The organism is Flavobacterium piscisymbiosum, assembly GCF_020905295.1.
Lineage (GTDB): Bacteria > Bacteroidota > Bacteroidia > Flavobacteriales > Flavobacteriaceae > Flavobacterium > Flavobacterium piscisymbiosum.
Map to the genome: position 1 here is coordinate 1,115,616 of NZ_JAJJMM010000001.1, position 22,019 is coordinate 1,137,634.

A 22,019-nucleotide genomic window follows, 5' to 3' on the forward strand; every position below is an offset into this window, starting at 1 on the left:
TGTCTATATTTAACCGCAAAGTTCGCTAAGATTTACGCAAAGGGCACAAAAAAATTAAAAAACTTTGCGAGCCTTGCGTAAACCCTTGCGAACTTTGCGGTTAAGAAAATTATTTTCCTGTAAATTCGGCTTTACGTTTTTCTAAAAATGCTGTTGTTCCTTCTTTAAAATCCTGAGTTCCGAAACACTTTCCGAATGATTTTATTTCGGTTTCGAAACCGTCTTTACCGTCTTTATAATTGGCATTGATTGCTTTTATTGCTTTACTAATCGCAAACGGAGCATTTTTTATGATTTTTTGGGCAATTACTTTAGTAAAGTCTAATAATTCAACTTGTGGCACTACGTGATTTACTAAACCGTATTGTTTGGCTTCTTCGGCAGAAATCATGGCTGCTGTCATGATCATTTCCATTGCGCGGCCTTTACCTACTAATTGTGGCAAACGCTGTGTTCCTCCGTAACCTGGAATTAATCCTAAAGTCACTTCCGGCAATCCCATTTTTGCATTGTCTGATGCTACTCTAAAGTGACATGCCATTGCTAATTCTAATCCGCCACCAAGAGCAAAACCGTTTACGGCAGCAATTACGGGTTTCTTAAGGTTTTCGATATAATCAAAAAGTGATTCTTGTCCTTCGGCGGCTAATTGCGCTCCTTCGATAATCGTATAATTGGCAAATTCTGAGATATCAGCTCCGGCAACGAATGCTTTTTCGCCAAATCCTGTTAGTATAATTACACGAACATCATCGTTTTTGCCTAATAATTTAATGGCTTTACTCAAGTCGCTGATTGTCGCTTTGTTTAAAGCATTTAACTTTGTAGGTCTATTAATGGTTACGGTTGCAATTTTGTCTTCAATCGAGATTAAAAGATTTTCGTAGTTCATGACGTTAGTTTATGAGTTTGTAATGGGTAAAGAAACTCTGAATGTGGTTCCTTTTCCGTATGTTGATTCAAAGGTAATTGTTCCTTTGTAATTTTCTATGATGTTTTTTATAATTCCGAGACCTAGTCCCATTCCGCTGGTTTTGGTGGTGAATTTTGGTTCGAAAATTCGGCTTGTATCTTGTTTCTGGATTCCAATTCCGTTGTCTTTTACAGCAATCTCTACATTATTGTCTCTGCGTTTTACCGTTACAACAATAGATTTATGAAACTGACTTTCCGGAATAGCCTGAGTTGCATTTTTAACGAGATTGGTAATCACACGAATCAATTGTGTACGATCCATTTTTGAGATGATTTCCTCTTCTTCGCTTTCGAAAACAATATAATCTTCGTTGAAAATATCCAAGGCCAATTCAACAACCTCAACTACATTCAAAGTTTCGTTTTGCTGCGCGGGCATCGACGCAAAATTCGAAAATGCCGAAGCAACCGCCGTCATCGTATCGATTTGCTGAATTAAAGTTTCGGAATAATCGTTTAGTTTCTGCTTTACATCCGGTGCTGTTGGATCAAACTTGCGCTGAAAGCTTTGCACCGTTAAACGCATCGGCGTAAGCGGATTTTTAATTTCGTGTGCGACTTGTTTTGCCATTTCCCGCCAGGCTTCTTCACGTTCGCTTTGCGCTAATTTTATCGCACTGGTTTCTAACTTATCGACCATTCCGTTATACGCCTTTATCAGGAAGTTCACTTCCTTGCTATTGGCTTCTAATACGATTTTCTCGTTTTTCTGATCCAAATTGGTTTCTTCTAAACGATCTGAAATGGTTTTTAGTGATTTTGTGATATAAGTCGAAAGGAAATAGGCCAATGCAAAAGCGACAACCAGCATAAACGAATAGACCTGACTTAAACGAATCAGAAAGGTATTCAGTTCGTTGTCATAATAACCATCGTCTTCTAAATAAGGAAGATTTAAGATACCAAGCGGTTTGAATTTTTCGTCTTTGATCAAGCTATAAGAAGATCTGTTCTTAACTCCGTCTATGGTTTTAATATCCACAAAACGCTTTTCGATCGAAGAACGAACTAATTTCAGGATATATTCCGGAATTGGCGGCGCTACTTTATCAACCGCAAAAGATTCTTTTGATGATTTTAGTAGTTTCCCGTCAAGACTGTAAATATTGATTTCGATTTTGTGAATCTGGGCCAGTTCGTGGATTTTATCTTTAAAAATAAGGTCCAGATTTCCAGTTTTTAAAGGATACGTTGTAGTCGATAAAACATAGTTGATATGTTCTTTTACCGCATTTTCTTTGCGCTCGAGACGTTCCTGATGGTATTCTTTGGCTTCATTTTTAAACTGAATAATAGAAATGGAAGCCAATAAAAAAGATGCTACAACAATCAATACAATCATCGAAAGGAAAATCCTGACACGCAATGAAAGCATCGACATTTTGAAGTTGTTCAGCATATATTTTTAGTATTCAGTCTCAGTATTCAGTCTCAGTCTCAGTCTCAGTGTAAACTGAAAACTGTGACTGTGACTGTGACTGAAAACTATTTTCTTTCTCTTATTCTTTTATAAAATCGGAAACCCAGCATTATTAAAACCGAAAATAAAATGATTCCGATAACACCGAAAATCCAGTTGATGGCACTTTTTAAAATTACTAAAAAAACCACTGCAAAAAGTATAATCGTGGCGCCTTCATTCCATAAACGCATAAAATTGTTGGAATATTTTACCTCGTTATTTTGTAATTGCCTGAAAATTTGATGGCATTTTAAATGGTACAAATACAACAAGAACACGAAAGCCAACTTTACATGCATCCATGGCATTTTGAGCCAGGCTTGTCCTAAGTCTGTAAAAAACAACATCCAAAAAGCAAAAATACTCGCCAAAATTGCTGATGGCCACGTAATAATGTACCACAAACGGTAGGTCATTATTTTGTATTGCGCTTGTAAAATCTCTTTTTCAGGTGAAGGTTTTTCATTGGCTTCGATTTGGTAAACAAACAAACGCACAATATAAAACAAACCCGCAAACCAGGTTATTACAAAAATAAGATGCAGCGATTTCAGATAGTTATAATACTCCATTATTATTTGTTTCAAGTTTAAGGTTTCAAGTTTTTTTAAAGTTGATTTTCATGCAACAATCTTTCTTCTTTACTCTTTACTCTATTTTCTAATTATTTAGCCCATTCGTTAATCCAATTACCAACAGTTTCGCACCATTCGTCATCATCATTCAAACATGGGATTGCTAAGAATTTATCTCCTCCATTTTTCTCGAAATCTTCTTTGGCACGCATTGCAATTTCCTCAAGAGTTTCTAAACAATCAGATACGAAAGCTGGTGTTACAACTGCAAGATTCCTGATTCCTTTTCCTGGCATTTTATCGATTTCAACATCGGTATAAGGCTCTAACCATTTGTCTCCCGCTAAACGCGATTGAAAAGTCAGACTGTATTTATCTTCAGGAAGTCCTAATAATTTAACGACTTGCTTTGTAGTTTCATAACATTGATGACGGTAACAGAAATCGTGTGCCGGTGAAGGCGTGTTACAACAAGAACCATCAATTTTACAATGTGATTTGGTTACATCGGTTTTGCGAATATGACGTTCCGGGATTCCATGATATGAAAACAATAAATGATCGTAATCAAATCCCACTAAATGTTTCTGAATTGAATCGGCCAAATTCTTGATATAATCCGGTTTGTTGTAAAACGCAGGAACATCTGTAAAAGTCATTTGAGGGAATTTCTTTTTACGAATTTCTTCTGCTTTTACTAAAATAGTCAAAGTCGAAGCCATTGCGTATTGCGGATACAAAGGGAAAAGCAATACTTCGGTAACGCCTTTATCATGCAATTCCTGAAGTCCTTTTTCGATTGTCATACTTCCGTAACGCATAGAAAGTGCTACCGGAACATTTACCAGAGGTTGTACTTTTTTCTGCATTCTTTCTGAAAGTACTACCAAAGGAGAGCCTTCTTCCCACCAGATTTTTTTATAAGCATGTGCTGATTCTTCTGGTCTTTTTCTTAAAATAATTCCACGAACTAGCAAAGCCCTTAATAAATACGGAACATCGATCACGTATTTATCCATTAAAAATTCGTCTAAATACGGTTTTACATCTTTTGGTTCCGGACTTTCTGGAGATCCTAAGTTTACTAATAATACGCCTTTCATTTATTCTTTGCTTTAGGCTTTAAGCTCTAGGCTTTAAGCATTTAATTTGTTTTTAAAAATTTCGTCAAAAGTAGAACTTGCTGCTTTTTAGAAATATGATAATTATTATTTTTTATTTATTGTTGAATATCTAAAATTGATTCTCTACCTAACGTTGTTATACTTTTTCTCGCAGATTTCGCAGATCTTGCAGATTTTTTAATTCGTGCTAATCTGTGAAATTTGTGTTTAAACATTCGTATTAATCGACATCAAATACTTTTTCGGAGTTGTAGCAAACTTTTTCTTGAATGCCGCTATAAAGTGACTTCCGGTGCTGTAGCCTATTTTCAACCCTACTTCGTTTACATTATAAGATCCGCTGTCGAGTAGTTTTCGGGCGAAATCCATTTTATAATCGAATAGAAATCCATAAACCGTATCTCCGTAAATTTGTTTGAAACCCATTTTCAGTTTCTTCAAATTCAAACCAATTTCATCTGCCAACTCTTGCAATCCCGGAGGTTCAGCCATATTGGCGATGATAATTTCTTTGGCTTTTCTGATCTTCAAAACGTTATCTTCATCAATCAAAAACGGACATTGTTCTGCGTTTGGATCTTCGGTTCTATTAAAATACAAACTCAGTAATTCGTATCCTTTTCCTTTATAATAAAGGTTTTTTATCGACGGATGTAAGTTATAATGAAACAGTTGACTCAAAACAATCGCCATTGACGGACTTATATTTCCTTCGTTATAATACTTTTTGTCCTTATTGTCCGGACTTAAAAAAGTAATATAGTCTGCTTCTGCAGAAAACAACGCGTGAAATTTCTTAATGGAGACAATTACAGAAATTACCCAAGAATTTGGAGCCAACTCTAAATTCAATGGTAATTCTTTCTGCGGATTGTACAAAAGCAACGATTTTTCTTCTTTCAGATCTAAAGCATAACTGCCTTGATTAAACAAGAATTTGGCATTCCCTTTTATCCCGAAATGAAACTGTATCAGGCCACTACCTACTTCGTGTTGTCCGAAAAAGGGCTCTGAACTGTCATTTTGAAAACGAATAAGCGTAAAGTCGTCTTCAATTTTAATAATTTCCTGAGAACTCATAGCGATGTTTTTTTAGTACAAAAATCAAGACAACTACAATATCTTATTTAGAATCACTCTAAACAAAACATTTCTAACGAGCTGATTTTACTACAAAAGTACTTCTTTTTGCATAAAAACAGATGTTTAGAAACAAAAAAACATGTAGCGATACAAAAAGTACTTTGAGCGTTACTTTTATAAACACTATAATCATAATTTTGTTGACACTTTTATGAAAGTGAATTTATGGAAAACAATAACGTACCGAAACATCTTTATTTTTACTCAGTTGGTCTGAGTTACAAAAAAGCCGATGCTGAGGTAAGAGGTCAATTTAGTTTGGATGCAATTGCAAAAACGCGTTTGCTGGAACAGGCTAAAGAAGAAGGAATTGAAAGTTTGATTGTCACTTCGACTTGTAACAGAACCGAAATCTACGGTTTTGCAGAACATCCATTTCAATTGATAAAACTAATTTGTGATAACAGCAACGGTTCTGTTGATGCTTTTCAGAAAGTTGGTTTTGTTTACAAAAATCAGGAAGCCATTAATCATATGTTTCGTGTAGGAACTGGTTTAGACAGTCAGATTCTAGGCGATTTTGAGATTATTTCTCAAATTAAAACCAGTTTTGCGCATTCTAAATCTATGAATTTAGCGAATGCTTTCTTAGAAAGATTGGTAAACGCGGTAATTCAGGCGAGTAAAAAAATCAAAAACGAAACTGAAATTAGTTCAGGCGCAACATCAGTTTCTTTTGCATCGGTACAATACATTCTTAAAAATGTAGAAGATATCGGTAATAAAAATATTTTACTTTTTGGAACAGGAAAAATCGGAAGAAATACTTGCGAAAATCTTGTAAAACATACCAAAAACGAACATATTACTTTAATTAACCGAACTAAAGACAAAGCTGAGAAATTAGCCGGAAAACTAAATTTGATTGTTAAAGATTATTCGGAGTTACACTTAGAACTTCAAAAAGCGGATGTAGTGGTTGTCGCTACAGGTGCTCAAAACCCAACGGTTGACAAAGCCATTTTGAATCTAAAAAAACCTTTATTGATTTTAGATTTATCGATTCCAAAAAACGTAAATGAAAACGTAGAGGAATTAGAAGGTGTAACGTTGATTCACATGGATTATTTGTCTCAACTGACAGATGAAACTCTGGAAAACAGAAAACTACACATTCCGGCTGCCGAAGCAATTATCGAAGAAGTAAAAGAGGAATTTGTTACCTGGACAAAAGGAAGAAAATTTGCTCCAACTATAAATGCTTTAAAAGAAAAGCTGAACGCTATTAAAGTTTCGGAATTAGACTTTCAAAGCAGAAAAATTGCAGATTTTAATGAAGCTCAGGCTGAAATCATCAGCAACAGAATCATCCAGAAAATCACCACTCATTTTGCCAATCACTTAAAAGACGACGATACCATGGTCGATGAAAGCATCGAATGGATCGAAAAAGTCTTTAAAATAAAAGCATCTTAAAAACATAACTCCTTTCACCATATAAGTTATATAAGTTCATTTAATTATAGTTGTTTACGCATTGCTTAAATTTACTTATATAACTTATATGGTGGAAAAACAGTAAAAAATGGCTGAAAAAACAATTAGAATTGGAACTCGCGATAGCGAACTAGCACTTTGGCAAGCACATACTGTCGAAAAAAAACTAAATGATTTGGGTCATAAAACCGAAATTGTTGCGGTAAAATCTACAGGTGATATTATTCTTGACAAACCGCTTTACGAACTCGGAATCACCGGAATTTTCACTAAAACTTTAGATATTGCTATGATTAATGGCAGTATTGATATTGCGGTTCATTCTATGAAAGATGTTCCAACAGCTTTACCAAAAGGAATTGTTCAGGCGGCAGTTTTAGAAAGAGCTAATGTTTTGGATATCTTAGTTCATAAAGGAAATCCTGATTTCGCAAATCCAAGTACGATTGCAACCGGAAGTTTACGTCGTCAGGCGCAATGGTTTAACAAATATCCTAATCATACGGTGGTTGATTTACGTGGAAACGTAAATACGCGTATGCAAAAATTAGAAGACAATAACTGGGATGGAGCTGTTTTTGCTGCTGCAGGATTGGAGCGCATTAACCTAAAACCAGGAAACTTTATAGATTTAGATTGGATGATTCCGGCACCTGCACAAGGCGCAATGCTAGTTGTAGCAATGGAGAACGACAATTATACGCTGGATGCACTTTCGCAATTGAATCATATCGAAACGGAGATTTGTACCTATATTGAACGTCAGTTTTTAAGAACGCTGGAAGGCGGTTGTACGGCGCCAATTGGAGCTTTGGTAAAATATAATGAAGACGAAGACACATTGCATTTTCAAGGCGTTTTACTTTCGGTTGATGGAAAGCAAAAATTAGAAATCGATAAAACGGTTGATATTGCCGAATGGAAAAAACTAGGTTTCTTTGCTGCTCAGGAAATTTTAAACAATGGCGGAGCGGAATTGATGGCATCTATTAAAGAATCTTTAAAAAAATAATGGCAAAATCAATTCAAATATTATCTACAAAAAAGCTGCCGGGCGAACAAAAACAAGCATTGGTAAAAGCCAATATTGAAGTAACCGAATCTGATTTTATTCAAACCCAAAACAAACCTTTCGAACTTAAAGATATCAACGAGAATCTGATTTTCACGAGTCAGAATGCGGTTCACAGTGTTTTAGCTGATCCAAAATCTGAACAACTGAAAAGTAAAAATGTATTTTGCGTAGGCTTAAAAACCAAAATTCTTTTATCAGAAAGCGGATTCAATGTTGTTGCGTATACCGGTTACGCAGCAGATTTAGCAGAAATCATCACTTTGATTTACCGTACTGAAAGTTATACTTTTTTTAGCGGAAACCTTCGTAGAGAAACTTTACCACAAGCTCTAAAAGAGGCTGATGTGAAGTTTAATGAAATTCAGGTTTATGATACTTCATTAACGCCTCAGAAAATAAAAACTGCTGTTGACGGGATCTTATTTTTTAGTCCTTCCGGAGTTGAAAGTTATCTGAAAGACAACACGATCAAGAAAGAAAAGTGCTTTTGTATTGGAGAAACCACTGCAGAAGCTTTACATAAAATTACAAAAAACATCATCATTGCAGATCAGCCAACGGTTGAAGACGTCATCGAAGATGTAATTGCTGAATACAGCAATAAACTTTAAGCCTTAGGCCATAAGCAAAAAAATTTATATAGCAATACGCTTTAGGCTTTAAGCCGTAAGCAAATAATAAAACAGAAAACAACGCTTAAAGCCTAAAGCTTAAAGCCTAAAGCAACAAAAAAATGTTAAAAAACGACCTATTTTTAAAAGCATTAAAAGGAGAAACTGTTCAACGTCCGCCAGTATGGATGATGCGTCAAGCCGGAAGATATTTACCGGAATTCATCGCTTTACGTGATAAATATGATTTTTTCACAAGATGTCAAACTCCTGAATTGGCTGCAGAAATCACAGTTCAGCCTATTCGCAGAATTGCACCGGATGCAGCGATTTTATTCTCAGATATTTTGGTTGTTCCGCAAGCAATGGGAATCGAAGTTTTGATGAAAGAGAATTTTGGTCCGTTTGTACCAAATCCAATTCGTTCAATGGCTGATGTTCACAGAGTTTATGTTCCGGACATTCAGGAAACTTTAGGTTATGTAATGGATGCCATTAAATTGACTAAAGAAATGCTGAACGACGAAGTACCATTAATTGGTTTCGCTGGTTCGCCCTGGACCATTTTCTGTTATGCTGTTGAAGGAAAAGGTTCTAAAAGTTTTGATACTGCAAAAGGTTTCGCTTTCTCAAACCCTGCAGCGGCACATACATTATTACAAAAAATTACAGATACTACTATTTTATATCTTAAAGAAAAAGTAAAAGCGGGAGTTGATGCCGTTCAGATTTTTGATTCTTGGGGAGGAATGCTTTCTCCGGTTGATTATCAGGAATTTTCATGGAAATACATCAATCAAATCGTTGAGGCTTTGGCAGATCACGCTCCGGTAATTGTTTTCGGAAAAGGATGTTGGTTTGCTCTTGGCGAAATGGGTAAAAGTAGAGCTTCGGCACTTGGTGTAGACTGGACTTGTTCGCCTAGAAATGCGCGTTATTTGTCTGGTGGAAACATTACTTTACAAGGAAATTTTGATCCGTCAAGATTGCTTTCTCCAATTCCTACCATTAAAAAAATGGTTCACCAAATGATTGACGAGTTCGGAAAAGATAAATATGTTGTAAATTTAGGTCACGGAATTTTACCAAATATCCCTGTAGACCACGCAAAAGCGTTTATTGACGCGGTTAAGGAATACGGGAACTAAACAGAGTATTCGGTTTTCAGTCGCAGTTTTCAGTCTACTTTTAAACTGAAAATTGCGACTGAGACTGAAAACTAAAAAAAACCTTAGATGTTCGCAAACCTAAACTTCTCCAGAAACTCGCCCTTTTCTTTTGTAGAATATGCATTTCAGGCGTATTATGCGACTGTGTTTTTGATGGTTTGGCTGCATCCGGAAGAACATCCGGTAAGTCTTATAAATGATTTGGCTATTCTAATGGCTTTCGAATTTATTATGGTGCATTCAGGAGTTTTTATGGCGGTTATGCCTAAAAAATTGTCGCTTTTTGTGTTTTTTCCCATGTATGGATTATTTGCACTGGCTTTTCATCATTCTGTCATTAATACCAACATTTTATATATTTATTTGCTAACGGTTTTAAACCGGATGCGATTTGCTTTTTCTGATGTTAGTCCGGAAGTACGGGCTATGCAAATAGGAAAATCTGTTGCTAAAGCAATGTTGTACTTCTTTTTAATTTTTGCTGTTAGTTTTGGAAATAGTATAATTCCGCAATTTGGATTAACAGAAGAATTTTTAGAAAAATCTAAGTATTTTGACACTGTAAAATCAAGCGGATTGTTTATAGAAAAACCATATGTACCAATATGTATGGGTTTTATATACTACTCTTTGCCGGTTTTGTATTTTATTTACAGAACTATCAAAAGTTTTGGAAGAAATAATAGTGATACTTTTCAGGAAGAGAAACTTATTTTTAGCAAAACAACTTACACTCAGAAGTTTAAATCGGATAAAAGATAAAAAATCATGCTCAATAAAGGTTTAAGAGACGAAGAAAGTATTAGAATAGAGAACACTCTAAGAACTTTGCATGCGTTAATTTTTGTTCCAAAATTTTGGAATGCCGAAGATACGAGTCTTATAGATGAACAGCTAAAGAGTTTTGGCTTAAGCCTGGAAAGAACAATTGAAATCCCTGAAGAAGATCTAATTCTTCTCTTACAACAATGTCATCTCGACTGGAATCAACAGGAACAATTTGCAGATATTTTGATAGGATTGTCACAGGAAAAACAATTTGATTTTTTAGGAAAAGCACTTGCTATTTACCAATATATCCAAAAAGAAAGCAAAGTTTTTTCTTTTGGAATAAATACTAAAATTGCTTCGGCCAAAAATAAATAAACATGAGTTTTACAGATTTGAAAATAGACCGAATTGAAGATGTTTTGCCTAAAGAATTTTACAATTTAGTAAATAAAAACAGTAATCATATTGGAAAAACTTTCCCGCTAACTCTGGCCAATTCCGATTCATTAAAAAAAGCAGAAGATTTTCTGGAAGTCACTCGTAATAAAGAAAAAACCAAGGAAGGTTTTTATTTTTACGCAAGAGATATCCAAACCAACAATTTAATTGGTTATTTGTGTGTAAAAACCATTGATTACCGCATTTCGAAATGTGAATTAGGTTATTTTGTTGATGAAGATTATCAGGGAAAAGGAATTACATCAAAAATGGTTGTGGATGCACTTGAATTTTGTTTCAACGAATTGAAGATGAACAAGGTTTTCATCTGTACTTCAGAAATTAATTTAGCAAGCCAACGAATTGCATTAAAACATAATTTTAAACAAGAAGGAATTTTGCGGGACGAATTTAGAAATGGTGACGGCGAACTGCAGAATACTGTTTATTTCGGATTGCTTAAATCAGAATATAATAAAACATAGACTTCTTAAAAACATGTCGAATGAGTGGGTTACAAATTATAACTAACTGAAATTTTAAGAAAAACAGGTAAGAAAGTGGTCAATAAATTAAATGCTATTGATTATTTGGAAAACAAAAAAGAATTGGAATAATGAAAGATAAATTTTACGCATACATACAAAAGTTACAAGACCAGATTTGTGCCGGATTAGAAGCTGTTGACGGAACTACAAAATTCCGTGAAGATCTTTGGAAACGCCCGGAAGGTGGTGGCGGAAGAACTCGCGTTATTGAAAACGGAAATGTTTTTGAAAAAGGCGGTGTCAACATTTCGGCCGTTCACGGAAAATTACCGGAAGCCATGCAAAAAATGTTTGGTGTTGGCGAAGCTGATTTTTTTGCCTGCGGATTAAGTTTGGTTTTACACCCAAAGAATCCAATGACGCCAACCGTTCATGCCAATTGGCGTTATTTTGAAATGTATGACGAACAAGGAAAAGTAATCGAACAATGGTTTGGTGGCGGACAGGATTTAACGCCTTATTATTTGTTTGAAGAAGATGCCAAACACTTTCATCAAACCTGTAAAACAGCTTGCGACAAACACAATCCGGAGTTTTATCCAAAATATAAAAAACAATGCGACACTTATTTCTGGAATGCGCATAGAAACGAAGCCCGCGGAATTGGCGGTTTATTCTTTGATTATTGCAAAGCAAATGAACAAATGTCGATGGAAGACTGGTTCAGTTTTGTAACCGAAGTTGGCGATAGTTTCCTAGAAGCTTATGTTCCGATTGTAGAAAGAAGAAAAAACCTGGAATATACTCCTGAAAACAGAAACTGGCAGGAAATCCGTCGAGGGCGTTATGTTGAATTTAATCTGGTTCACGACAAAGGCACTTTATTCGGTTTAAAAACCAACGGAAGAATCGAAAGTATTTTGATGAGTTTACCTCCGCACGTGCAATGGGTTTACGATCATCATGCAGAAGCAGGAAGTGATGAAGAAAAATTAGTGAATGTGTTAGAAAATCCTGTTGACTGGATTTAATACAATTGATCATAATATTTTATTTTTAATACCCAAAAACATAGATTTAAAATTGTAATTTAGGGTTGTTTTTTGGGTATTAAAAATAAACGAATGAATCTAAAACTGATTTATATAGTATTCTTTGGAAGCGTTTTTGGGTGTTTTGCCCAAAACGATTCGCTGCAAAATCCCTATTTCAAATCGTACAATGATAATATTACCACCAGTATTTATTATTTAGACACTTCTAATAGTTTTCAGATTGCTTCAGGAGCTCAAAATTCAGAAACATTTCTTAATCTTACTCCCAATAGAAGAGAACAGATTGGTTTTAATCTAAACTATAAAATCATTGATATCTCTCTTGGTTTTGCACCAAAATTTCTTGGTGGCAACAAAGGCGATTCAAAATCCAAGCATTTTAATTTCAATACCCGTTTTTATTATAAAAAATGGATGCAGTCGTTTACTTACATCAATCAAAAAGGGTTTTATATCAGTGATGATAATATAACGGCACAATTACCGAATATGCGTACTATGAAAATTGGCGGTTCAACGTCGTATGTTTTCAATGATAAATTCTCTTTTAAAACATTGGTGAGCCAAAACGAATGGCAAACCAAAAGTTCCGGAAGTTTTATTCCAACTTTTTCATTTTACTATACCAATATAGACTTAAACACTCTCGATACACCACCCGGAGACATTTATGTTTTTACTTTAGCTCCATCCTATTTCTATAATTTTGTAATTAGTAATAGGGTTTTAATTGGTGCCGGAGTTGCTTTAGGTGTTGGAATTAATGACATCAACGGAGACACATCTGCTTTATATCAAGGTGATTTCAATTTAAAACTGGCGTATAATAACGATCGTTTCTTTGCTTTTGCAAGTATGAATGCTACAAGTTTTGCTCAGGACGATAAGGTCAGTCCGCGATTGAATGATAATATTGTTACTTTAAAACTTTCTGCAGGTTACCGATTTGATCCGCCAAAAAAAGTAAAAGAGGTTTACGATAAAGTAAATCAGAAAATAGGTTTGTAATAGCCATTAAATTTAAAACAAAACATTATGAAAAATAGAGAACGATACATAGCACAACTAAACCGTATGCATTCCGGAAAAGGATTTATAGCCGCACTGGATCAAAGTGGCGGAAGCACTCCAAAAGCCTTAGCACAATACGGTGTACAGGAAAGCAGTTTTACAAACGACGACGAAATGTATACTCTTGTACATGAAATGAGAACCCGAATTATAAAAAGTCCTGCCTTTGATCGCGAATATATTCTGGGCGCTATTTTGTTCGAAAATACTATGGATCGTAAAATCGACGAACAATGGACAGCCGACTATTTGTGGGAGAAAAAAAACATAGTTCCGTTTTTAAAAGTCGATAAAGGACTTGCCGACCTTGTAAATGGCGTACAATTGATGAAGCCTATTGCTAATTTAGATGAATTGCTGACTCGTGCTGTAGAAAAAAATGTTTTTGGCACTAAGATGCGTTCTGTAATTAAAGAAGCCAATGCAGCTGGAATTCGTGAAGTAGTCGAACAACAATTTGCGGTAGGTTTACAAATTTTCGGAAAAGGACTTATCCCGATTATCGAACCTGAAGTAGATATTTACAGCGCTGATAAAGAAAAATCTGAAGAAATTCTAAAAGAAGAAATCAAAAAACAGCTTAATTTACTGGGTAAAGAGGTAAAAGTAATGCTGAAATTGTCTCTCCCGACTGTGAATGATTTTTACAAAGAACTAATGTCAGATCCGCATGTGGTGCGTGTTGTAGCATTGTCCGGCGGATACGGTCAGGATGAAGCCAATGATAAACTTTCGCAAAACCACGGATTGATTGCCAGTTTCTCGCGAGCATTGTCTGAAGGTCTTTCAGCAGGTCAGTCTGATGCTGATTTTAATACTAAACTGGGCAAAACCATCAAAGAAATTTATGCAGCTTCGATCACATAATCGAATATTCTTTAATACATAAAAAATCCCCGAAAATTGAAAACTTTCGGGGATTTGCTTTTTATAATTTTACAACTATTTAGAGGTTAATTCCTGAGTTAAATCTAAAGTTTGCAGAATGATATTTTTATCAGATTTCAACGAGTTCAATTTAAACCCAAAAACCAATTTATTGTTGATTAACTTTTTAGGAGATTCAAATGTGATGTCTGAAAATTGCTCCGAAAACTTGCTGAATTTCCCTAAATCCGAAGGGTTAGCTTCACCTGATTTGCCAAATGCATTTATTAGTTCGGCCATATTCAGTTTTCCAAACATATAGTTTTTCTTCAAATCTTTTTTGGCTTCGCCAGAAAATGTACCGTTACCGGCATTAAAATAATCCAGTGTATTCGCTATTACAATAACATCTTTGTCTTTTTTGATGAAGATGTCTCCGTATTCTTTGGTTCCGGTAACAACATAATAATTGTCTTTTTGCACCAGTACTTTTTTGCGAACGCCCAACTGCATCAATTTATCAGCAAAAGTAGGATGTGTGGAAGTAAAAATCACAGAAAATAACGGAACTGATTTTTTAGTCTTTTTATCAATTACTTTCTCTTCATAGTTTTCATCATATTCGTATGATTTGGTCATAACCTCAATTTCCTTGAAACCGTATAAAAATGCGCTTAAATCACCATCAAAAAGTGTTGCGGCAGCTTCTTCATCAACAATTGTCGAAATTAAATCGGTAACAACTGCAATATCTTCTTTTACCAGTTTTGGACTTTGAAATATATCTGCCATTAGAGACGGGAAATTTTCCAGAGCCGCCTTTGTATTTAAATGATACGACATATAACCCAAAGGCTTTTGTGCAGGGAAATAATTAAAAACATTCTTGTTTATTTTTCTATTCGTGACTTTACTCACCACTTCGGCAAGCTCTGGCGAATATTCGACAACTTCTTCTACACGCGCATTATTATTGTCAAAATAAAAATCAAGATTAATACCTTTTATAAAATTTCCAAAGCTTTTCTGCGTAGGCAAAAATTTATCGTAACCTCCAAAAATGGCCATTGGATAATTGGACATAGAATATAAACTTTTCATTGCAGCGCTATAATTGATCCAGGACGAAATATCGGCATTAGCGTTTATTTTTTCTGAACTTGGTGCAGTAAATCCATTTTCGAATAATGATTTTATAATCTGATTTAGCTTTTCTGTTTGTTCCAGATTAAAAGTAGCTTCCTGAATTGTGTACGGTGCGCTTTCAGTATACTCTTGTTCCCCATTGTACGGAACCGGAGCTTCTTCAACCACAATTGGAGCATCATTTATTGGAGCATCTATTATGATAGAAGGTTCTTCCGTTGTTGTTTCTTCGTAAACCTCATCAACAGCAACAGAATCTTGCAAAACAGCTTCACTTTCGGTTGTATAAAACCTCGAAGGAAGTCTTTGGGTTAATTCCAGAATAACCAGATAATTATCGTTCCATGCAAATGTTTTGTTCTTGCCTCTTGCATTAAAAACAGCATACTTACCTAGATCCTGAATCTGTACATTTTCAGCTAATCCATTCCCAAATTCCTTTATTATAAATTGTTTGACCGCTTCTTTGCTTTTTACAGGAATTGTAACCTGATAATACGGAATACTGTCTGAGAATTTTCCGTGAATGGTTATTTTTTGATCTAACTGAATAAGCTCGGTATATTTTGTAAAATCTAAATCAGGCTTTTTAGCGCTGTATTTCGTTATGATAGGATGATTCAGGATTTCGGCAACGCTTACTTTTTTAGAAAGCTGATTTCCGTTAAACTGAACAAAATAATCGTATTCGCTTTTATTAATTTATCCAAAAGTTAAATACGTGGCGAATAATAAAAATAAAGTATAAAAATGCTTCATAAATCAGGGAGTTAATTGGATTGTATTGTTCATTAATGCCGATTTTTTAAGTACGCTGAACATACTTTGTTTTAAAAATACGGTCTTTTTGTTTTGCGAAATTTTACTGTTTGGGTTTTGTACTGCCTGTACATCTTTATCGAATGTATAAATGGCAATAATATTGGCTGCTTCCAGATCTTTCTTTTTCTTAGGATCTTTAACCACTTTTTCGGGAACCGGATAAGAAGCAATTCTTTCGAAATTTTTTTCGCTTCCGCTAAAGTGAATCTGATCGCGCTGATTGTTTATCGTATTCACAACCGCATTCAATGCTTTTAGATTGGCATAATTGAGTTTGATAATGAAAACATAATTGTCAAAATCAGTCTTGGTCGTTACGTTTGTAATTCCTTCTATTTTTAAAGCTTTTATTTTAAAATCTTCCAGTTTTTTGGTGATTTCCTGTTCGTTAGGGATTTTTACGCCATCGACTTCTTCCAGCCACATTGCTGATTTTGTCTTAAACCAGGATTTCGAAAAGTCGACCATGAGGGTATATTCACCACTTTGATCGTCGTGGTGTTTGATTCTTTCTGTTATTTCAAAGCAACTTGTTAAAAGTAAACAACAGCATAAAGCGAGAAATTTCTTCATTAGACAAATTTAATTGGAAAATTTTTAAAAACCATAAGATTAAAAAATTCATTAAACTTATTTATAAAATGAAAAACACAAGGGCGTTTTGAGAAGTTTAAAAAATTTAAAGTCTAAAACTAAAAAATCAGTAAATTTTTAGATAATATTAACGGATTCTACTCTACGCTAACAGCCTTATTCTGTTCATTTTTCTTTAACTTTGCGACACTTATTAAAAAGCAATACAATCTTCAAAAAAAACAAAAAAACAACTGTAGTTTTTAGAACAAGAATTAATCGATCTGCTTTCAAGGAAATCACATTAAATCTGAAATCTAAAATCTAAAAATCTTAAATTATATGTTCCCATTACAAAGAAACCGCCGTTTAAGAACCAATGAATCTATTCGTTCTTTAGTTCGTGAAACAAGTTTGAGTCCACAGGATTTTATGCTTCCAATGTTTGTTGCCGAAGGAAAAGATGTAAAAGTAGCGATCCCGTCTATGCCCGGAATCTACCGTCATTCGTTAGACAATACGATTAAAGAAGTAAAAGAAGCCTGGGATTTAGGTATCAAAGCGGTGAATATTTATGTAAAAGTTAGCGACAATTTAAAAGATAACAAAGGTGTTGAAGCCTGGAACAAAGATGGTTTGATGCAACAAACGATTCGCGCCATTAAAGATGCTGTTCCGGAAATGATTGTGATGCCGGATGTTGCTTTAGATCCTTATTCTATTTATGGTCATGACGGAATTATCGAAAATGGTCAATTGGTAAACGATGCAACTGTCGATGCTTTAACCCGAATGAGTTTAAGTCATGCCGAAGCCGGAGCCGATTTTGTGGCACCAAGCGACATGATGGACGGAAGAGTTTTAGCAATCAGAAAAGCATTAGAAGAAAACGGACATCACAATGTGGGAATCATGAGTTATAGTGCCAAATATGCTTCGGCATTTTACGGACCTTTTCGTGATGCATTAGATTCTGCTCCGGTAGATTCTCAAAATATTCCTAAAGATAAAAAGACCTATCAAATGGATTATGCGAATAGAATTGAAGGAATTCGTGAAGCATTATTAGATGTTGAAGAAGGTGCAGATATCGTTATGGTAAAACCAGGAATTGCTTATTTAGACATTGTTCGTGAGGTAAAAAATGCCGTTCATGTACCAGTTGCGGTTTACCAGGTATCTGGTGAGTACGCTATGGTAAAGGCCGCAGCAGAAAGAGGATGGTTAGATCATGACAAAATTATGATAGAGCAACTATATTGCATTAAGCGTGCGGGTGCCAGTATCATCTCAACTTATTTTGCAAAAGAAGCAGCTTTACTATTAAATAAATAATCATGAAAAAAGTATTATTCTTATCCGCACTTTTAGCTTTTACATCTTGTAAAAAAGAAGCAACTGAAGAATCTGTTCAGGATCCTACAGAAAATTATTCAGAAGGACATTCGGCGGAAGCCAAAACTCCGGAAGCTTTAGGAAAACAAATTTTTGAAGGACGAGGAAATTGTATTTCTTGTCATCAGGTTGATCAAAAAGTAATTGGACCAAGTATTCAGGAAATTGCCAAAATTTATAAAGACAAAAAAGGCGATATGGTTACTTTCTTAAAAGGAAATGCTGAACCAATCGTAGACCCTAGTCAGTTTGCAGTTATGAAAACGAATTTACCTATTACTCAGGCAATGTCTGACGAGGAGTTGAAAGCGATAGAAAGCTATATTTACAGCAATTTAAAGTAGTTTTAACGATTCCTGCTGACATACTGTTGTCATTGCATCGTTTTACATTTACAGCTTAATAAAAAATAGCGCAAAATGATAATTCAAAAATTCAATGTAATTGGTATTTCGGTAAGAACGACAAACGAAAATGGTCAATCAGGAAAAGACATTCCGGCACTTTGGAGCCAATTTATGACTGAAGAAATTCAGAGTAAAATTCCAAATAAAGTTGCGGAGGATCTATTTTGTATTTATACCGATTACGAAAAAGATCATACCAAACCGTACACTACTATTTTAGGCTGTAAAGTTGAAAATTTAGATGTTGTACCTGAAAATATGATTGGTAAAACAATTGAGTCAGCAAATTATGAAGAATTGATTGCCAAAGGAAACTTATCCGAAGGAATTGTTTTTAATAAATGGCTGGAAATCTGGAACTCAGATTTAGATCGAAGTTTTACTACAGATTTTGAAGTTTATGGTGAGAAGACTCAAAACCCGGAAAAAGCAGAAGTTGCTATTTATATCGCGCTTCAATAAAATATAGAAACAAAAACGGCGCTAAAATTAGCGCCGTTTTTATTTAATATATTTTTGATTGCATTCATATATTAATTTGTCCATTCCTATATTTCTTTGTTCCATAGGAACATTTCGTCGGTAGAAAAATTATATTGTGATCATTATTTTACGTTCCGTAGGAACGTTTGATTTTGACATCATCATTTTTTTTAAAACAATCTAACACATCAAACGTTCCTACGGAACGTAAACTTGGGTCGCTATTATTTTTCTACCTACGAAACATTCCTACGGAATGATTAACAGGTATAAAAAAGTGAAAAACTTTGTTTTTATTTTTATATTCAGTTGTTCCATAGGAACATTTCATCGGTAGAAAAAATATATTGTGATCGTTATTTTACATTCCGTAGGAACGTTTGATTTTGAGATCATCATTTTTTTAAAACAATCTAACACATCAAACGTTCCTACGGAACGTAAACTTGGCTGGCAATTATTTTTTCTACCGACGAAACATTCCTACGGAATGATAAACAGGTATAAAAAAGTGAAAAACTTTGTTTTTGTTTTTTATATTCCGTTGTTCCATAGGAACATATCGTCGGTAGAAAAATTATATTGTGATTGTTATTTTACGTTCCGTAGGAACGTTTGATTTTGAGATCATCATTTTTTTTAAAACAATCTAACACATTAAACGTTCCTACGGAACGTAAACTTGGGTCGCTATTATTTTTCTACCTACGAAACATTCCTACGGAATGATAAACCGGCGTAGAAAAGTGAAAAGCTCTGCTTTTATTAAACAAATAATCATAAAAAAGGGACCTTCTCGAAATTCGAAAAAGTCCCTTTTTTTTATGATTACAGTAGAAAATTACCAGATTTTAACTCTCTTCTCAGGTTCAACATACATTGCATCTCCTTTTTTGATTCCGAAAGCTTGGTAAAAAGCATCTACGTTCTGGATAGGCACAACTGCTCTATACATTCCTGGTGAATGTGGATCAGTTTTAACCTGACTTTTGATAGCTTCATCTCTTGATTTTGTTCTCCAAACTGTCGCCCATGAAATAAAGAAACGTTGTTCCGGCGTAAATCCGTCGATTAATCCAGGATTACCATTTGCTTTCAAATACAATTGTAATCCGTCGTAAGCAGCGTTAATTCCGCCTAAATCTCCAATATTTTCACCTAAAGTAAATTTACCATCTACGTGAATTCCAGGTAAAGGCTCTAAAGCGCTGTATTGATCAGCAAGCTTTGTACCTAATGCAGTAAATTGTTTTAAATCATCAGCAGTCCACCAGTCAACAAGGTTTCCGTCTGCGTTGTAACGTGCACCAGAATCATCAAATCCGTGAGAAATCTCATGTCCGATTACAGCACCAATTCCACCATAATTAACCGCTTCGTCAGCTTGGTAATTATAGAAAGGTGGTTGTAAAATCGCCGCTGGGAAAACAATCTCGTTGTAAGACGGGTTGAAATAAGCATTTACAGTTTGCGGAGACATTCCCCATTCTGTTTTATCCACCGGTTTACCTAATTTCGCTAAGTTTTCTGCATAAGCCCATTTTGATATATTTCTTGAATTATCAAAATAAGTTCCGCCTTCATTAACATTTTTAAGTTCTAGTTTAGAGTAGTCTTTCCATTTATCAGGATATCCAATTTTAATGGTCAGTTTCTTCAATTTTTCGATTGCTTTTGTCTTAGTTTCTGCAGACATCCATGGTAATGCATTGATTCTGTTTTCGTAAGCCAACATTACATTAGCAATCATATTTTTTGCTTTGTCTTTTGCTTCAGCAGGAAATAATTTCTCTACATACAATTTTCCTAAAGCTTCTCCGGTTGCACCGTTGATAACCTGCAATGCTACTTCTTCACGCGGACGTTGTTTCAAAGCTCCTGTTAATGTTTTTCCGTAGAAATCGAAATTTGCATTTTCAATATCAGTAGATAAAGTTGAAGCTGTTCTGTTTAATAAAGTCCATTTAAGGTATTCTTTCCAGGCTTCTACTTTCTTTTCTGTTAAGGTTTTTTCTAACGCAATCATATAACGCGGCTGTGCTACATTTACTGTATCCAGTTTTGCCATACCAATTCCGGTAAAATATTTATCCCATTGAATAGAAGGTGTATTCTTTTTTAAGTCAGCAACAGCAGTTGGATTGTATTGTTTTCTGCGGTCTCTGCGCTCAACACGATCTAATCTTGGAGCAGATAATTCAATTTCTAATGCAAGGATTTGTTTTGCGCTTTCTTTAGCTTTTGCCGGAGATTCTCCCAAATACTGCAACATTCTTGCAACGTGTACTTCGTATTTCTCACGTTTTTCTTTCGAATCCTTATCATCTGCGTTGTAGTAATCTTTATCAGATAATCCTAAACCGCCCGGACTTAAGTTCACCGAGTTTTTGTTACTGTTTTTTGCATCAGCACCAACATAAACTCCAAAGAAACCAATTCCGCCCTGAGGCTGCATTTCGATAAAGAAATTTTGTAAATCTGTTACGTTTTTAATCGCATCGATTTTCTTTAAATAAGGCTGAAGTGGTTTTACTCCATTTTTATTACGTCCTACAGTATCCATAATTGTATTGAACAAAGCAATTGCTTTACCCTGATCTGTATTCGATTTGTACTTAGGATCTTTTGATGCTTCTTTTAAGATAGCAAGAGCATCATTATCTGTCTTTTGACGTAGTTCATTAAAACTTCCCCATGAATTTCTATCACTTGGAATTTCAGTCTTTTCTAACCAGGCTCCGTTTACGTATCGAAAGAAATCCTGACCCGGACTTACTTTCGTATCCATATTAGAAAGATTAATTCCCGGTTCTTTTGGTTTAGCATTTTGTGCCTCGATTGTAACACAACAAAGCATTGCTGAAAATGCACAAAACACAGATTTGTTAAGCTGTTTTATCATTTTTATTTATTGAATTAGTATATATACAAA

The 22,019-nt window shown here is 34.8% G+C and carries 21 protein-coding genes; 13 read left to right on the forward strand and 8 right to left on the reverse strand.

What is annotated here, in order from left to right; genetic code table 11:
- Positions 1-109 precede the first annotated feature (109 nt).
- The 5 genes from LNP81_RS05140 to LNP81_RS05160 all read right to left on the reverse strand — a co-directional run bounded on the left by LNP81_RS05140 (position 110) and on the right by LNP81_RS05160 (position 5,216).
- On the reverse strand, positions 110-892 hold the full coding sequence (locus LNP81_RS05140) for an enoyl-CoA hydratase/isomerase family protein (protein ID WP_194618028.1): 783 nt from the start codon (positions 890-892) through the stop codon (positions 110-112).
- A 9-nt stretch (positions 893-901) separates the two neighbouring features.
- Positions 902-2,317, reverse strand: coding sequence for an ATP-binding protein (locus tag LNP81_RS05145; protein WP_230040871.1), 1,416 nt, complete (start codon positions 2,315-2,317; stop codon positions 902-904).
- 143 nt (positions 2,318-2,460) lie between these two features.
- A complete protein-coding gene (locus LNP81_RS05150; protein ID WP_230033927.1) occupies positions 2,461-3,009 on the reverse strand; it encodes a CopD family protein in 549 nt (182 codons plus the stop codon).
- A gap of 92 nt (positions 3,010-3,101) precedes the next feature.
- On the reverse strand, positions 3,102-4,115 hold the full coding sequence (hemH, locus tag LNP81_RS05155; protein ID WP_230033929.1) for a ferrochelatase: 1,014 nt from the start codon (positions 4,113-4,115) through the stop codon (positions 3,102-3,104).
- Between the two features lie 228 nt (positions 4,116-4,343).
- Positions 4,344-5,216, reverse strand: coding sequence for a helix-turn-helix domain-containing protein (locus tag LNP81_RS05160; protein WP_056247889.1), 873 nt, complete (start codon positions 5,214-5,216; stop codon positions 4,344-4,346).
- A 228-nt stretch (positions 5,217-5,444) separates the two neighbouring features.
- Here LNP81_RS05160 and hemA point away from each other — a divergent pair, with 228 nt between their 5' ends.
- From hemA to LNP81_RS05210, 10 genes are all read left to right on the forward strand, one after another.
- Positions 5,445-6,695, forward strand: a complete 1,251-nt coding sequence (gene hemA, locus LNP81_RS05165; protein ID WP_230033931.1) for a glutamyl-tRNA reductase — start codon at positions 5,445-5,447, stop codon at positions 6,693-6,695.
- A 109-nt stretch (positions 6,696-6,804) separates the two neighbouring features.
- A complete protein-coding gene (gene hemC / locus LNP81_RS05170; protein ID WP_230033933.1) occupies positions 6,805-7,728 on the forward strand; it encodes a hydroxymethylbilane synthase in 924 nt (307 codons plus the stop codon).
- Positions 7,728-8,402, forward strand: coding sequence for a uroporphyrinogen-III synthase (locus tag LNP81_RS05175; RefSeq protein ID WP_230033935.1), 675 nt, complete (start codon positions 7,728-7,730; stop codon positions 8,400-8,402). The genes hemC and LNP81_RS05175 overlap by 1 nt, the downstream gene beginning before the upstream one ends.
- A gap of 122 nt (positions 8,403-8,524) precedes the next feature.
- Complete coding sequence (gene hemE, locus LNP81_RS05180; protein WP_230033937.1) at positions 8,525-9,550, forward strand: uroporphyrinogen decarboxylase; 1,026 nt, start codon at positions 8,525-8,527, stop codon at positions 9,548-9,550.
- 87 nt (positions 9,551-9,637) lie between these two features.
- On the forward strand, positions 9,638-10,333 hold the full coding sequence (locus LNP81_RS05185; protein ID WP_230033939.1) for a hypothetical protein: 696 nt from the start codon (positions 9,638-9,640) through the stop codon (positions 10,331-10,333).
- A 6-nt stretch (positions 10,334-10,339) separates the two neighbouring features.
- Entirely contained in the window at positions 10,340-10,717 is a 378-nt protein-coding gene (locus LNP81_RS05190; RefSeq protein ID WP_230033941.1) for a hypothetical protein, read from the forward strand.
- 2 nt (positions 10,718-10,719) lie between these two features.
- Positions 10,720-11,265 (forward strand): GNAT family N-acetyltransferase, encoded by a 546-nt coding sequence (locus tag LNP81_RS05195; RefSeq protein WP_230033943.1) that lies wholly within the window; start codon positions 10,720-10,722, stop codon positions 11,263-11,265.
- A 131-nt stretch (positions 11,266-11,396) separates the two neighbouring features.
- A complete protein-coding gene (hemF, locus tag LNP81_RS05200) occupies positions 11,397-12,299 on the forward strand; it encodes an oxygen-dependent coproporphyrinogen oxidase (RefSeq protein WP_230033945.1) in 903 nt (300 codons plus the stop codon).
- 93 nt (positions 12,300-12,392) lie between these two features.
- Positions 12,393-13,331, forward strand: a complete 939-nt coding sequence (locus LNP81_RS05205; protein ID WP_230033947.1) for a DUF4421 family protein — start codon at positions 12,393-12,395, stop codon at positions 13,329-13,331.
- Between the two features lie 27 nt (positions 13,332-13,358).
- A complete protein-coding gene (locus tag LNP81_RS05210; RefSeq protein ID WP_230033949.1) occupies positions 13,359-14,261 on the forward strand; it encodes a fructose bisphosphate aldolase in 903 nt (300 codons plus the stop codon).
- A gap of 75 nt (positions 14,262-14,336) precedes the next feature.
- Here the strand turns inward: LNP81_RS05210 and LNP81_RS05215 are convergent, their stop codons facing one another.
- Both LNP81_RS05215 and LNP81_RS05220 read right to left on the reverse strand, forming a co-directional pair.
- Entirely contained in the window at positions 14,337-15,671 is a 1,335-nt protein-coding gene (locus LNP81_RS05215) for a hypothetical protein (RefSeq protein WP_230033951.1), read from the reverse strand.
- 498 nt (positions 15,672-16,169) lie between these two features.
- Positions 16,170-16,802: a hypothetical protein gene (locus tag LNP81_RS05220; RefSeq protein ID WP_230033953.1), complete on the reverse strand. Its 633-nt coding sequence runs from the start codon at positions 16,800-16,802 to the stop codon at positions 16,170-16,172.
- Positions 16,803-17,144: 342 nt separating this feature from the next.
- Here LNP81_RS05220 and hemB point away from each other — a divergent pair, with 342 nt between their 5' ends.
- From hemB to LNP81_RS05235, 3 genes are all read left to right on the forward strand, one after another.
- Positions 17,145-18,137 carry a porphobilinogen synthase gene (hemB, locus tag LNP81_RS05225; protein WP_121317912.1) on the forward strand — a complete coding sequence of 331 codons (993 nt, stop codon included), beginning with the start codon at positions 17,145-17,147 and terminating at the stop codon, positions 18,135-18,137.
- Positions 18,138-18,139: 2 nt separating this feature from the next.
- The gene (locus LNP81_RS05230; RefSeq protein WP_230033955.1) at positions 18,140-18,541 is read left to right on the forward strand and encodes a c-type cytochrome; all 402 of its coding nucleotides are present in this window, start codon (positions 18,140-18,142) and stop codon (positions 18,539-18,541) included.
- A gap of 75 nt (positions 18,542-18,616) precedes the next feature.
- Entirely contained in the window at positions 18,617-19,066 is a 450-nt protein-coding gene (locus tag LNP81_RS05235) for a GyrI-like domain-containing protein (RefSeq protein WP_230033957.1), read from the forward strand.
- Between the two features lie 862 nt (positions 19,067-19,928).
- On the opposite strand, the gene LNP81_RS05240 is transcribed toward LNP81_RS05235, so the two are convergent.
- Positions 19,929-21,989 (reverse strand): M13 family metallopeptidase, encoded by a 2,061-nt coding sequence (locus LNP81_RS05240; RefSeq protein WP_230033959.1) that lies wholly within the window; start codon positions 21,987-21,989, stop codon positions 19,929-19,931.
- Positions 21,990-22,019: the final 30 nt, after the last annotated feature.

Bases quoted from the DNA above. Each gene is read 5' to 3' on its own strand.
- hemE (WP_230033937.1), top strand. From the start codon at position 8,525: ATGTTAAAAAACGACCTATTTTTAAAAGCATTAAAAGGAGAAACTGTT.
- LNP81_RS05220 (WP_230033953.1), bottom strand. From the start codon at position 16,802: ATGAAGAAATTTCTCGCTTTATGCTGTTGTTTACTTTTAACAAGTTGC.
- LNP81_RS05140 (WP_194618028.1), bottom strand. From the start codon at position 892: ATGAACTACGAAAATCTTTTAATCTCGATTGAAGACAAAATTGCAACC.
- LNP81_RS05210 (WP_230033949.1), top strand. From the start codon at position 13,359: ATGAAAAATAGAGAACGATACATAGCACAACTAAACCGTATGCATTCC.
- LNP81_RS05150 (WP_230033927.1), bottom strand. From the start codon at position 3,009: ATGGAGTATTATAACTATCTGAAATCGCTGCATCTTATTTTTGTAATA.
- LNP81_RS05190 (WP_230033941.1), top strand. From the start codon at position 10,340: ATGCTCAATAAAGGTTTAAGAGACGAAGAAAGTATTAGAATAGAGAAC.
- LNP81_RS05235 (WP_230033957.1), top strand. From the start codon at position 18,617: ATGATAATTCAAAAATTCAATGTAATTGGTATTTCGGTAAGAACGACA.
- hemA (WP_230033931.1), top strand. From the start codon at position 5,445: ATGGAAAACAATAACGTACCGAAACATCTTTATTTTTACTCAGTTGGT.
- LNP81_RS05145 (WP_230040871.1), bottom strand. From the start codon at position 2,317: ATGATTGTATTGATTGTTGTAGCATCTTTTTTATTGGCTTCCATTTCT.
- LNP81_RS05160 (WP_056247889.1), bottom strand. From the start codon at position 5,216: ATGAGTTCTCAGGAAATTATTAAAATTGAAGACGACTTTACGCTTATT.
- LNP81_RS05230 (WP_230033955.1), top strand. From the start codon at position 18,140: ATGAAAAAAGTATTATTCTTATCCGCACTTTTAGCTTTTACATCTTGT.
- hemC (WP_230033933.1), top strand. From the start codon at position 6,805: ATGGCTGAAAAAACAATTAGAATTGGAACTCGCGATAGCGAACTAGCA.
- LNP81_RS05240 (WP_230033959.1), bottom strand. From the start codon at position 21,989: ATGATAAAACAGCTTAACAAATCTGTGTTTTGTGCATTTTCAGCAATG.
- LNP81_RS05205 (WP_230033947.1), top strand. From the start codon at position 12,393: ATGAATCTAAAACTGATTTATATAGTATTCTTTGGAAGCGTTTTTGGG.
- hemB (WP_121317912.1), top strand. From the start codon at position 17,145: ATGTTCCCATTACAAAGAAACCGCCGTTTAAGAACCAATGAATCTATT.
- hemH (WP_230033929.1), bottom strand. From the start codon at position 4,115: ATGAAAGGCGTATTATTAGTAAACTTAGGATCTCCAGAAAGTCCGGAA.
- LNP81_RS05175 (WP_230033935.1), top strand. From the start codon at position 7,728: ATGGCAAAATCAATTCAAATATTATCTACAAAAAAGCTGCCGGGCGAA.
- LNP81_RS05195 (WP_230033943.1), top strand. From the start codon at position 10,720: ATGAGTTTTACAGATTTGAAAATAGACCGAATTGAAGATGTTTTGCCT.
- hemF (WP_230033945.1), top strand. From the start codon at position 11,397: ATGAAAGATAAATTTTACGCATACATACAAAAGTTACAAGACCAGATT.
- LNP81_RS05185 (WP_230033939.1), top strand. From the start codon at position 9,638: ATGTTCGCAAACCTAAACTTCTCCAGAAACTCGCCCTTTTCTTTTGTA.